We start from the raw sequence: 12,744 nt of genomic DNA on the forward strand, positions 1-12,744 counted from the left end.
CTCGTCTAGGCGCTAATTTAGGCACTGATCTTTTGCCACGCATTAATTTTTGGGTGCGCAATACGGCGCATATTTGAAGGACGCCAAAACAACGCCTCACCTGGAGCCAATACTATATAACCACCTAGCGCACACTGCTCTGACAGCTTGTTAAGAATATCTCGTTGATCAAATTTACGAAAATATAGCAGCATATTTTGGCAGATGATGACCTGCTGTAGATTGGACGTGGGTGGTTCTTGACCGATAATATTGTGTAAAGCAAAGCTAACATACTGCTGTAAAGTTGGCACGATTTGCCAATGTTCTTGAGTGTCGTTAATAGTACTTTCTACTATAGATGAATCAAAAACAGTCGATTGATCGGGTACAGTTTCAGAATGTAATGGGTAAATAAACTGCTGACAGCTTGACGGAATTAATGTTTTTTGACGTTTGTCATATTGTGCCAAACGTGCTTTCGTAATTGCTTTTTGGCTGACATCTGTACCCAATACGGCGTAATTGACCAGCTGCTTCGATGCCAAACTCATGGCAAGCGACCAAGTCTCCTGCCCACTCGCACAGCCAACACTCCAAATACGAAACGTCTCATCAATACTGTCATCTATTAGACTCAGTCGCTGGTGTCGCAAGGCGCACTCTGTAATGAAGTCTATAGAAGGCATATGACGAAAGAAGCGACTTTCATCAATCAGCACTTTGTCCAATAATTGCTGGCGCAGCGCATCATTGCTTGGCAGTTGACGCCATAATTGCAAAATCGATAGTCCATGCGCGGCAGCCGTACGGTCAATCGCATTTACCAACCACTGTCGTTGGATAGGAGGTAAAACAAAGCCAATTTCTTGCTCTATATAACGTTGCCATTGCTGTGTATCAAAGGCATTAACTTGCCCTAAGACTGTCACCAAATCGGGATTGGCTTTATCGACTACATTAACGTCTTGTTGAGTATGCTTATCCACGTGACCTGCTATTATTACTGCTGCCCAGCATCACTACTAGAGCAGCACTTTGATTAACATCTCAAGATAACAAAACCCTAAGCTTGATGACTAATTATGATACTTACCTATTACACATTCGCTAATTATTAAGCGTTGGTCAATAGGTTTTCTTCAGCTTCTAATTGCTCATCATCGTTCGATACTTTGAAGCCAGTCACCGACTCTTGGAGGGCAGCAGCCATTTCACTTAGCTCACCAATAGAACGCGCTGTAGCCATCGTACCAGATGAGGTTTGTGAGGTAATGTCTTGAATGATATTCATCGTGTGAGAGATATGTCCAGCAGACTCAGCCTGTTGCTGGGCGGCATTTGAGATGTTTTGAATCAGATCTGCCAACGTATTAGAAACGCTCTGTACCTCTTCTAGTGCTTCACCAGCATCTTTGGCCAAACGTGCACCGCGTACAACCTCAGAGGTCGTGGATTCCATTGACATCACAGCTTCGTTGGTATCCGCCTGAATGGTTTTTACCAGTGTTTCAATCTGTTTGGTAGCATTGGCTGAACGCTCAGCGAGACGTTGAACTTCATCAGCAACTACCGCGAAACCTCGACCAGCCTCCCCTGCCATTGACGCCTGAATGGCCGCGTTCAATGCCAATACGTTGGTCTGATCCGCAATATCATTAATCAATCCAACGATATCACCAATCTCTTGCGAAGATTCACCGAGGCGCTTGATACGCTTTGACGTCTCTTGAATCTGATCACGAATAACGTTCATGCCTTCAATAGAGCGCTGTACAACCTCTGCCCCATTGTAAGAGATAGCAACCGAGCGCTGAGCAACCGTTGCAGACTCTGCCGCGTTGTTTGAAACTTGGTCAATTGAGACAGTCATCTCATTAATTGCTGCGGATACACCAGCGATTTCTTGCGCTTGGTTTTCCGAGGCTTCAGCAAGCTCAACCGCATTCATCTGCGTCTGCTCTGAGGACTGTGAAACGCGATCAGCGGTACTGTTAATAACCAGTACCAATTGACGTAATTGGTCAATGGCGAAGTTTACCGAATCAGCAATCGCCCCAGTGAAATCTTCTGATACAGTCGCGTTGACCGTCAAATCACCGTCTGCCAAATCACCCAATTCATCAAGCAAACGCAAAATTGCAATCTGGTTGCGCTCATTCTCTTCTTGAATTTGGCGCGCACGCTCGGATTCTGCTTCTGCTTCTTGACGACGACGTAAGGTCTCTTTTTCGATGAGTAGACGCTCTGAGCCGCCACGCTGACTAAGTAACTTATATAAAGCAAATAGAATACCGGCAACACCTACTACAAATATAATCACTGGCAATACTACTGATTGATTAAAATCAGGCAGATATTGACTTACTGATGACAATGAATTGACTAGCCAAATTAGACAACCCACGGTCAATAAAGCAAAAAACCCCAATAATAATTTCCAAATATTATTAGCGTCTTTAACCGCGTGCGTTGTTTTGCTATTGCCAGTTACAGAGTTCTTTATAACATCACTCATCTTGCGTATCCCTTTCGAACAATCGTCAAAGTCTTATCGTGACTGACTCCGACAATCATATTGTTAACGAAACAATAGTGATTAGCAAAGCCTGTATGAATGCTGACATACAACTGTATTATGTCAGTCGGTGTTTCTTTTCATCGTGCTAGCAGGCGAGTATTTCATGGCAGCAAATACCGTATGAAAGACCGTTATAGCGCTGCATCAGCATACTGCAAATCTTGCACTAACAAGCTTGGCATAAAAATATACCAATCTTGTTCATCTTTAAAAAACTTGCCATGATTATAAGGAGAGAATGGCGAGTTATATTCAAGCGCTTCTGGGCGATATTCATCACGAGTAAATTGCTCGATACCAAGTACTTGATCGACAAGTAATCCTGAAAACACATTATCATGATCGATCACAATAACTTTGCGTTGGCTCATTTGCGCCAAACGACTGGGAACCTGCAAAAACTCAGACAAATCCGTCAGTGGTAATAGGCGTCCACGAATGTTGGCGATGCCAATCATCCAAGGCTTTACTAAGGGCAGACTGGTGAATTCTGGCATAGTGAGTATTTCTGAGACTTGACCCATTGGTGCCACCAAGCGCTGACCACCAATCTCAAATACCACACCCTGCCAGTCGGATTCTTGTCCACCGTGACGGCCACTTTTACGTGCGCGTGCCAAATCTGCGAAACGCAGAAGCTCAATAAACCCTTTGGAAGCCACAAGTTACCCCATTACTTTGCGAATAATATTAACCAGACCATTTTCGTCAACTGGCTTGGTTATGTATTCTTTAGCGCCTTGGCGCTTACCCCAAACACGATCCGTTTCTTGATTTTTGGTACTAATCATAATGATAGGAATATGCGATGTTGTTTTGCCACGAGTTATCTTACGAGTAGCTTGAAAACCATTCATTTCAGGCATGACCACATCCATCAAGATGACATCTGGTAAATGATCAGTTGCCATTTGACAGCCTTGCTCACCATTGGTTGCTTCAAGCACCTGATAGTTGTTTTTTGCAAGCATGTCGCGAAATTTCGCCATCTCTGATGGCGAGTCGTCAATGACTAAAATAGTAGCCATGGAAATTTCCTTTATTTTCGATGATATCCGTTGGGATATATTATTGAGACAAATCTATTAAAAATAATGCCTGACACTTTCGAGGGCAGCACTATTTCCACGATGATATATATAAAGTAGTAAACACTAAACAATACTGTTGTGATCGTCACTGAGCTATTTCTAACACGGCTATTTAATTAACCTAAAGTCTTAATTCATGGAACAGTCACGACAGCTACAGTTGTTTTTTGTATGACAGTCTTCTTAGCCACTTGCACTAGCCGTACCGCTGCACATATGAAGCATACCAATATTACTGTCTAATTATCAGTTTTATAAAATGGTTGGTTATTAACGGTACTGATTGATTGCTTCAAAAAGCTCATCTTTGCTAAATGGTTTAGTCAAATACTCATCTGAACCGACAATACGTCCACGTGCCTTGTCAAATAAACCATCTTTAGATGACAGCATAATCACCGGCTTACTGGCATAATCAGGGTTGTTTTTGATCAATGCACAAGTCTGATAGCCGTCCAAGCGTGGCATCATGATATCAACAAAAATGATATCGGGATTGTTGTCAACAATCTTGGCTAAAGCATCAAAACCGTCAATAGCGGTTACGACTTCGCAGCCAGCTTTTTGCAATAAAGTCTCTGCCGTACGGCGAATGGTTTTTGAGTCATCGATAACCATGACCTTCAGACCCTCAAAATTATTTTCCATTATCATTATCCTATGAATGACTATTTATTCGTAGCGCTATCTGTCAGTGCAAAATTTTAACAGTTATTCCAATTTATAAAATGGCTTATTTTTGGATTGATATGAACGACTAAGTTTGCATTTTACGCTGTCATAATAGCTAACATGTTCTTTATCAGTATTGTCTATCAAGCATGACGTTACCTTCAGTTACTATACGCACTTTACCGTCAATTATCTTCGTAAATTAATTTCTAATCTGAGTTTAATTTACGAAGATAATTATCAGATTTCTATGACCATCACTAGGGCGTGTCCCCATTTTGAAAATAATAATAAAAATGAGATAAATACTTAAACCGGAGGTCATATGGCTAAGAAGTCATGTGGCTAAAAAGCGTCTTACTGTATAAAACCACCTATATGACCAATCATTTTTCTTATGTAAACTTCAAACCTGTCAAAATTAGCAGGCATAATCGTTATAAATACAAACAATTTAACGGGCATAACACTCATCAAAGAAGCGTGGTAAGAATTTAACATTGGGTAGAAGCAACAGCTATCTTACCGAATCATCTTCATTTGTGATAAATATGTATCACTGTATTTTAATATGTTCGTTTTAGCACAGTTACTCGTTGTTTTCCAGTTATTTAGTGAATTTATGTTCAAATTAATCATCGGTTTAGCAAAAATACTCTGATTATAACTCTTCCTCTTCCAGTCATGCGTTTGAAATCAATAACTCTGTCTCGTTGCGTAAATATCGCACTATTATTTGCCCTCGCCCCGATTCACTATATAATAAACCAATGTTTATGAGGGCAATTGGTATGAGAGTTTTTATAGGTCTAAAAAATAGTGCGTATTTATGCAGTGCTTTATTATTGCTTGCTGCCTGTCAGCCCTCGCCCCCTACTGATGAGCCTGTGACCGCAGAAAATAGTGAGACGGTAGAGACACCCATTATCATTGATGATGATAGCGTTACCATGACGCCTGACCATATTTTAAGTATAAAGCCATCACGCTATCAGCCCAGCATAGGACTCCAAGGCCGTATTGAACCAATCAAGAAGACCCAGTTCACCGCAGCAAAAGCGCTCACTGTCCAGCAAGTATTGGTAGAAGAAAATCAATGGGTAGAAAAAGGCACGCCACTGTTAATCGTCCAGCGTCAGGAAGCAGCTAGTAAACCCACAGAGTCAGCTCCTACCTCCACGGCTGAGAATACAGAATTTGCAACATCAGACCACTCTACACAAAATAGTGAAACAGAGAACAAGACTGATAACCCAAGCCAAACAACGAAGCCGACACCAACATCGATAAAGGCTAATGAAAATAACACTGAAGCACCTCAGTCTAGCGGTGATAAAGCTAGCGTTGATAAAAACAATGTAATAGCCAGCAAAAATTTACCTGCTAGTACCAAACCATCCTACAAATTGATGACGGTGCGTGCCAGCTTTTCAGGACGTGTCGAAAAGCTGTATGCCGAAGCTGAACAAAAAATGGACGCACGCCAACCACTTTTGCAGCTCAGTGATGAAACTGAATTACATTTCATCGGCATTGTACCCATTCAAGCTGAGCCTCAGCTTTCTGTCGGACAGACGGTCAATTTTACCGCTGAAGGCATGTCAGATAAGTTTACTGGACAAGTTAGCAGGTTGACGGCAACAGTTCAGCCCAAACAGCTTTTGGTTCATGTAAATGTCGTCAATAATGAAATCAGTCGCGAGAAATTACAGCCTGATATGCAAGTGACGGGGCGTGTCAATTATGGTCAGATCGATGTCGGTACGATTGTCCCCGAACGCGCGTTACATGACGTTGACTTAACAGAGTTGCAGCGCCCACCCTATAAACCGTTAAGACCCTTGAGCGCCAATGTATGGATTATTAAGCAAGACCAACGCCTAACTCGTCAGCCAGTTGAGGTCGTCGAATACGATCCTATTACCAAGCAGTATTTAATTGCAGGCATTAGCAATGACAGTTTAATTTGTCTTGCCGACTTAACCATTGAATCTAAAGGTAAAAAAGTGGTGGTTTCTTAGAGAGCAGTAGAGACAGTTACATTGTGTAGAAACATTAACAAAGCGTGTCTTGTTTAGTCACGTGTTAATTAGGCAATATAGTATTATTACTTTGTCTTATATTGACTGAAAGCTTAATCATGTTTTTTTAACCCTATCTTAACGGTCAATGTCTTATGATTTAGAAGCACTTAGATTTAGAAGCACTTAGATTTAGAATAATGCAGATTTAGGATAGTATAGATATCGAGGCGCGCTAGAATTTTAATAAAAAGCGATTTCTTGACAAACCATAACAACAACTAGAGGACAAGCTATGAGTAAGCAGATTTTGTTAATTGAAGATGATCCAGATTTAGCAGAACTAATCAGCGACTATCTGACCATGAATTACTATGATGTGCATCATGCAGGACTTGGTCAAGAAGGTCTAGAGTTGCTAGACACCAAAGAGCGCGGTATTGACTTGGTGGTTCTTGATTTGATGCTACCTGATATGGATGGCATGCAGGTTTGCCAAAAGATACGCGGTAACAAAAACAATATGACCAATAAAGTGCCGATCATCATGCTAACGGCAAAAGGCGATACTACCGATCGCGTATTGGGTCTTGAGATGGGCGCTGATGACTATATCTCTAAACCATTCGAGCCACGTGAACTATTGGCACGGATACGAGCGGTCATTCGTCGTCACGAGCAGCCAAATCAAGCAGACAGTCAATCAGACAGTTTGACCTTTGGCCGTCTCAGTGTGTTCCCTGATAGCCACGAAGTAACGATCGATGAGCTGCCCGTGCGTTTGACGACGCATCAGTTTCAATTGCTGCACTACTTTGCCACCCATTCTGGTAAGGTACTGAATCGTGAGCAATTGTGGCAAGCCATGCCAAATGATGACAGCTCAGACAATATTGATCGTGCTATCGATGTTCATATCTCACGCTTACGTGCCTTGATCGAAGACAATCCACGCCAACCAAAGCGTATTATTACTGTACGCGGTGTTGGTTATCAGTTTGCTACCGATCAGGTTTAATCTTAAATGGCTCGATATACAATTAATCGAGCCTGTCACCATAGTTTGGATTAAATCAGACGAATGGCGTGATATGAATTGATACGAGCATCTGACAATAGAGATGGTTTAATGCAGCAACTGGGTTTTCGCTCCGTATTTGCCAAGTTATTTGCCAGCGTGATGCTGGCACTTACCTTATTTGCAGTAGCCATGGTGCTATTGACACAGCTGGTGCATGACAAAGATGCGGGTATCCGCTCAGAAGTATTGGCCACGCAGATTTTGGGTCAAATTGATCCTTTTTTGCATGAGCTGAATATCTCCATTAGTAAGGACAACCGTTTACAATCACGCTTTATGCTGGCTGTAGTCAAAAAAAGCTTTGATATCTTTGATGAATCCTTACAAGCAAAGATGGGGTTATACGACAACGAAGGTCGTTTGCTTATGCAGACTGACAATAGTGACTTGCCGTTAGTGCTACCGCCCACTCCCTCTTTATTTTCACAAGTTTTTCCATCCCTTTCAGACACCTCCCCTACCAAACAGGCTCAAGTATATAGCAGCACTGGTTATACATTGCTGTACGAATCACGCTTGCCGCCAAAAAAACCTGTACTCTCCGCTGCCTTAAATTTATTTACTGGCACCCTATTGCTGCTATTAATTATGGCAGGCGTTCTATGGTTGATTGCTCGCACCATGACGTGGCGTATCAATCAGATGAGCCAGCAAATGACCCAATTGGGTGATGGTGATTTTACGGTAAGAGTCAATGCACGTGGTAACGATGAAATTGCTTCGTTAGCACGCGGCTTTAACCAAGCGGCGCAAAAGATTGAGCACCTTATTAATGCCAACAATCTGCTATTGGCACACGCCTCTCACGAGCTGCGTACACCGATTACCCGTATCCGCCTACAAATCGAGATGATGGATATGCTGGCAAATGCGATGCCAACAGATACCAAAGCAAAATTCGATAAACGTGCGCAAGCGATCAACCGAGATTTGTCGGGGCTTAATGATTTGGTTGAAAGTATCTTATTGGTGAGTCGCTTAGATGCTGGTCATGTCATGCAGCAAGTCGAGCATTTGGATTTGTATGACTTAGTGAATCAAGAACGTCAGCATTATCCTGAAGCCACTTTGATAGGTGAGCATATCGTCATTGATGGTCAGGCACCGATGCTGACCCATCTCATTCGCAACCTCTTAACCAATGCCATGCTACATGGTAAGCCACCGGTTACCGTCTTGATCTATGGCATTCAGACTGTTGATGAAGCCGATACCATTCCAGATTATTTGCTGCAAACAGTGGTTTGTAGTAGCTTTGCTGATTATAACAGTTCAGATTTTGACCATTATGATGAATCACATGCCTCTGGTAACTTAATACAGCAAACGTCGGCACAACTTGACGACGTTTCTAATGGGTCTCCTACAACCAATACTGACAAAGACAAAGCAGAAAAAGTAGCCGCGCTAATCACACTACCAGCACCACCTATTTATCGAAATGGTGAGAGCATTGTGTTTGATAATAACGATGCTGATGATGACGGTTCAAATGTGGATGTAACTGACGTCATCACTGACAATACTAAAATAACTGACATGACTGGGCTAGAAACTGGCACCTCAGCAACTGACGCTAGCAATTGTGCCGATGTTGAAGAAAATACTGCTGGAGATTCTATAATCAGTGACAATGCGGTCAACGTTAATTCAGAATCGTCCCTAATCGCCAACTACCAGAGCTTTACCACGGAATTGACTGAGAAAATCAAAAAAGTCATGTGGAAAGCCGTTCCTGACAGCAAAAAATCTGTAGAAATCAGTAGCCATAACGAAGCAATTATTAATAATCAAGCGACCAGTAAATCCAACGATGCACTATTAAATGATAATATCCAATCTCGGAAAACCAATAAATTAACGACCGATGAGACTGTTAGCAAAGATGATATTAAAGGCAATGCCCAAAGTGAGAACGAGACGCCGACCACAGTGCGTAAAGAAAATTTATTCACTAAACATATGAAAAAAGCCAAAGCCGAACCAATACGCCCGCTACCAAAATACGTGGTGCTGGCGGTCATTGATGAAGGCGAAGGTATTCCTGAAGACAAACGCGAAGAAGTCTTTAGTCCATTCGTGCGCTTGCAGCAAAAAAACAAAGGCTCAGGTTTGGGCTTATCCTTGGTATCACAAATCGTCACTGCTCACCAAGGGCGTATCGTGACTGATACTATCAATGGTCACACCAGATTTTTGGTCGTTATACCCGTAAAGCAAGATCCACATTATAACTATCACGACAATAACCACTAGCACGATAATCATCACTAGCAACTGGCAGAACCTCCTTTACCCTGCTGGTCATGACCTCCTTCTCATACAACAACTTAAATTTTCCAGATAGCTTATAACTAATAACCATTAGTCATAAGCCGTTCGCGGATGTGCATATCCAAAACATTACATAATATGCTATATTACCGCCCCTTATTGCATTGTTAATGGTAGCGACCATCCACTTTGACGCTGTCATTAGTAAGTTGCAGCCTAATTATTCTATAACCATCATAAACCTATTAAATTTTGAGCCCTCCATGAGTGACATGATTGTCTTAAACGATGTGACCAAAAGTTTTTTAAGCGACCGATCAATCAAAGATAAAGACGGTAAGCCGCATTGGTTTACCGCTGTCGAACCGACTTCATTGTCTGTTCAGCAAGGTGAAATTTTTGGTTTGATGGGCTACTCAGGCGCAGGGAAATCCACCCTTTTGCGTTTGATTAACTTACTTGAACGTCCAGATTCTGGTCAAGTAGTGATAGATGGTACTGATTTGACCACCTTGTCTGCTAGCGATTTGCGTATCGCTCGTCACAACATTGGTATGATTTTTCAGCAATTTAATCTGATGTCCAATCGCACGGTGTTTGATAATGTGGCATTTAATTTGACCGTTGCTGGTTATCCAAGCCGTGATATTCATAAACGGGTTATGGATTGTCTAGCAATCGTTGACTTAACTGATCGTGCTGGTCACTACCCTGCGCAGCTGTCAGGTGGACAAAAGCAGCGTGTTGGTATTGCCCGCGCGATTGCACCCAGTCCAAAAGTACTGTTGGCCGATGAGCCAACCAGTGCACTTGATCCTGCAACGACGCGCAGCCTGCTGACCTGTCTACGCGATATCAACGAACAACTTGGCGTCACCATTGTCATTGTAACTCATGAGATGAGCGTCATTCGTAGGCTCTGTCATCGTGCAGCATTACTACACCAAGGACAATTACTTGAAGTGGCAGATATTCGCGATGGTCTTATTCAGGCCACTACTCCGATTGGCAAAGGCTTAGTGCACGAAGACTAATGAGGCAGGAGAAACACATATGTTAACTGGTACTGAATTATCTGCTTCAATCGATAAACTGTTGGTGCTGCGCAAAGAAATTATAAGCGCCTTTATCGATACCTTTGTTATGCTTGGTATTTCTACAACAGTCGCCATTGTCATTGGCGGACTGTTTGGCATATTCTTATTTTTGTCCAGTGATCGACAGTTTTTGCAAAACAAAACCCTCTACGGGGTACTTGGCGGCATCACCAACTTTATGCGCGCTTTCCCGTTTGTGATTTTGATGATTGCCATGAGCCCATTTACTAAAGCCATCGTCGGTACTGGTATTGGACCCATCGCCGCATCGCTAGTACTCGCGATTGCAGGTTCGTTCTACTTTGCCCGTTTGGTAGAGCAAAACTTACGTGAAGTACCACGCGGTATTATTGAAGCAACCGAGTCTATGGGTGCACGACCTTTTACTATCATAAAAGTTTTACTAAACGAAGCGCGCTCAGGACTGGTGCTATCAGTGACGATCCTCTGTATCAGTCTACTGTCTTATTCAGCGGCGGCTGGTATGATCGGTGGTGGCGGTTTGGGTGATTTGGCCATTCGTTATGGCTATTATCGCTATCAAACTGAAGTGATGATTTTTATCGTGATTGTATTATCGATCATGGTTATCTCAATCCAAGCCTCTGGCAATTGGCTCGCCAATCGTTTAGATAAACGTTAAACCGCTTTAGAGAATACTTGACATCACGAGCGACTAGGTTTATTTTTGGCCATACTCAACCCTTATCTCAGCGCCTATACCAAAAAGCAGCATTACTATTTATAATGTTGCTTTTTTAATTTTCAGACGATAAACGTTTTACTCAATCCCATTCATTAAAGGACATATTATGAAATTAACAGATATCAGCCGTCAGTTAGCGACCGCATTTGCCGCTGTTGGTGTATCAAGCTTGGTCTTGGTCGGTTGCAGCAATTCATCAGCACCAGAAGCGACCAAAGAGCCAGTTACCGAAGGGTCAACTGCAGAAACTGCCGCTAGCGATATCGATCCTGACCATACCAAAATCATTATCGGTACCACTGAAGGCGACTTTGCTGATATGGTCCGCAATCAAGTGAAAAACACGCTTGAAACACAAGGTTATGAAGTTGAGCTGATTGCCTTTACCGACTATGTGCGCCCGAACCTTGCACTGGCTGAAGGTGATTTGGATATCAATATTTTCCAGCATAAGCCTTACCTTGATACCTTCAAAAAAGAAAACAACCTTGACCTAGTTGAAGTGTTCCAAGTACCAACAGCGCCACTTGGTATCTATTCAGGTAAAAAAGCCAATCTTGATGCTGCTTTTAAAGGCATGAGTGTTTCTGCGCCAAACGATCCAAGTAACTTTGCTCGTGCTTTGGTCATGATGAATGATCTTGGCTGGATTAAGCTAAAAGACGACATCGATCCATTGACTGCGTCAAAAGCTGATATCGCTGACAACAGCAAATACGACATCGAAATCATTGAACTAGAAGCCGCCCAACTACCACGCGCGCGTGATGAAGTTGACTTTGCAGTTATCAATGGTAACTATGCTACTGACGCTGGTATCAAACTGACTGAAGCCTTGTTCCAAGAGCCTAGCTTTGCTTACGTCAACTGGTCAGCGATTAAATCAGCGGATACTGGTAAGAAATGGGTTGAAGACGTAACCAATGCTTATAATTCTGAAGCCTTTAAAAAGTATGCTCATGATACTTTCCCTGGTTATAAGTACCCAAAAATCTGGGGCGCTGATCACGGTGCAAACACGGATACCGCGACAGAATCTGCACCAGTAGAAGCTGCTGCTCAATAATTTTTAGGTCAAAAAATACCTGAACATATAGGTATTATGCTAATGACGAACGCCCATTGCTGAATAGTAGTGGGCGTTTTTTATGGCCTCGATTTTGTGATTATTACTTTTTTAAACCTGTCTCTAGTGGTTACCAGTTACTAAAAATGACGTTACAGCCTGTTTGCCCTTTGTAG

10 protein-coding genes and 1 pseudogene are annotated in these 12,744 nt (G+C 42.4%); 6 read left to right on the forward strand and 5 right to left on the reverse strand.

The features are described from left to right. Nucleotides 1-17 precede the first annotated feature (17 nt). From ACMFL8_RS12175 to pilG, 5 genes and pseudogenes are all read right to left on the reverse strand, one after another. Nucleotides 18-968 carry a CheR family methyltransferase gene (locus tag ACMFL8_RS12175; RefSeq protein WP_413191131.1) on the reverse strand — a complete coding sequence of 317 codons (951 nt, stop codon included), beginning with the start codon at nucleotides 966-968 and terminating at the stop codon, nucleotides 18-20. A 128-nt stretch (nucleotides 969-1,096) separates the two neighbouring features. Then, nucleotides 1,097-2,143: pseudogene (locus tag ACMFL8_RS12180) on the reverse strand (methyl-accepting chemotaxis protein); the annotation flags it as partial. 548 nt (nucleotides 2,144-2,691) lie between these two features. Next, nucleotides 2,692-3,222 carry a chemotaxis protein CheW gene (locus ACMFL8_RS12185; RefSeq protein WP_010201621.1) on the reverse strand — a complete coding sequence of 177 codons (531 nt, stop codon included), beginning with the start codon at nucleotides 3,220-3,222 and terminating at the stop codon, nucleotides 2,692-2,694. Between the two features lie 3 nt (nucleotides 3,223-3,225). Beyond that, nucleotides 3,226-3,588 carry a response regulator gene (locus ACMFL8_RS12190; protein WP_010201622.1) on the reverse strand — a complete coding sequence of 121 codons (363 nt, stop codon included), beginning with the start codon at nucleotides 3,586-3,588 and terminating at the stop codon, nucleotides 3,226-3,228. A 333-nt stretch (nucleotides 3,589-3,921) separates the two neighbouring features. Further along, nucleotides 3,922-4,299 carry a twitching motility response regulator PilG gene (pilG, locus tag ACMFL8_RS12195; protein ID WP_010201623.1) on the reverse strand — a complete coding sequence of 126 codons (378 nt, stop codon included), beginning with the start codon at nucleotides 4,297-4,299 and terminating at the stop codon, nucleotides 3,922-3,924. Nucleotides 4,300-5,114: 815 nt separating this feature from the next. On the opposite strand from pilG, the gene ACMFL8_RS12200 reads away from it, so the two are divergent. From ACMFL8_RS12200 to ACMFL8_RS12225, 6 genes are all read left to right on the forward strand, one after another. After that, nucleotides 5,115-6,344 (forward strand): efflux RND transporter periplasmic adaptor subunit, encoded by a 1,230-nt coding sequence (locus tag ACMFL8_RS12200; protein WP_413191132.1) that lies wholly within the window; start codon nucleotides 5,115-5,117, stop codon nucleotides 6,342-6,344. A 295-nt stretch (nucleotides 6,345-6,639) separates the two neighbouring features. Then, complete coding sequence (locus ACMFL8_RS12205) at nucleotides 6,640-7,362, forward strand: response regulator transcription factor (protein WP_010201627.1); 723 nt, start codon at nucleotides 6,640-6,642, stop codon at nucleotides 7,360-7,362. Nucleotides 7,363-7,473: 111 nt separating this feature from the next. Next, nucleotides 7,474-9,681 carry an ATP-binding protein gene (locus tag ACMFL8_RS12210; protein WP_413191133.1) on the forward strand — a complete coding sequence of 736 codons (2,208 nt, stop codon included), beginning with the start codon at nucleotides 7,474-7,476 and terminating at the stop codon, nucleotides 9,679-9,681. Nucleotides 9,682-9,962: 281 nt separating this feature from the next. Beyond that, a complete protein-coding gene (locus ACMFL8_RS12215; protein ID WP_194619454.1) occupies nucleotides 9,963-10,733 on the forward strand; it encodes a methionine ABC transporter ATP-binding protein in 771 nt (256 codons plus the stop codon). A 49-nt stretch (nucleotides 10,734-10,782) separates the two neighbouring features. Then, the gene (locus tag ACMFL8_RS12220; RefSeq protein ID WP_373299678.1) at nucleotides 10,783-11,439 is read left to right on the forward strand and encodes a methionine ABC transporter permease; all 657 of its coding nucleotides are present in this window, start codon (nucleotides 10,783-10,785) and stop codon (nucleotides 11,437-11,439) included. Nucleotides 11,440-11,608: 169 nt separating this feature from the next. Next, entirely contained in the window at nucleotides 11,609-12,568 is a 960-nt protein-coding gene (locus ACMFL8_RS12225; protein WP_413191134.1) for a MetQ/NlpA family ABC transporter substrate-binding protein, read from the forward strand. Nucleotides 12,569-12,744: the final 176 nt, after the last annotated feature.

Source organism: Psychrobacter sp. AT9 (assembly GCF_047272965.1).
GTDB classification, from domain to species: Bacteria; Pseudomonadota; Gammaproteobacteria; order Pseudomonadales; family Moraxellaceae; genus Psychrobacter; species Psychrobacter glaciei.

What these genes read in the sequence shown, in the direction of transcription:
- ACMFL8_RS12190 (WP_010201622.1), bottom strand. Translation starts at nt 3,588, where the DNA reads ATGGCTACTATTTTAGTCATTGACGACTCGCCATCAGAGATGGCGAAA.
- pilG (WP_010201623.1), bottom strand. Translation starts at nt 4,299, where the DNA reads ATGGAAAATAATTTTGAGGGTCTGAAGGTCATGGTTATCGATGACTCA.
- ACMFL8_RS12200 (WP_413191132.1), top strand. Translation starts at nt 5,115, where the DNA reads ATGAGAGTTTTTATAGGTCTAAAAAATAGTGCGTATTTATGCAGTGCT.
- ACMFL8_RS12205 (WP_010201627.1), top strand. Translation starts at nt 6,640, where the DNA reads ATGAGTAAGCAGATTTTGTTAATTGAAGATGATCCAGATTTAGCAGAA.
- ACMFL8_RS12210 (WP_413191133.1), top strand. Translation starts at nt 7,474, where the DNA reads ATGCAGCAACTGGGTTTTCGCTCCGTATTTGCCAAGTTATTTGCCAGC.
- ACMFL8_RS12215 (WP_194619454.1), top strand. Translation starts at nt 9,963, where the DNA reads ATGAGTGACATGATTGTCTTAAACGATGTGACCAAAAGTTTTTTAAGC.
- ACMFL8_RS12225 (WP_413191134.1), top strand. Translation starts at nt 11,609, where the DNA reads ATGAAATTAACAGATATCAGCCGTCAGTTAGCGACCGCATTTGCCGCT.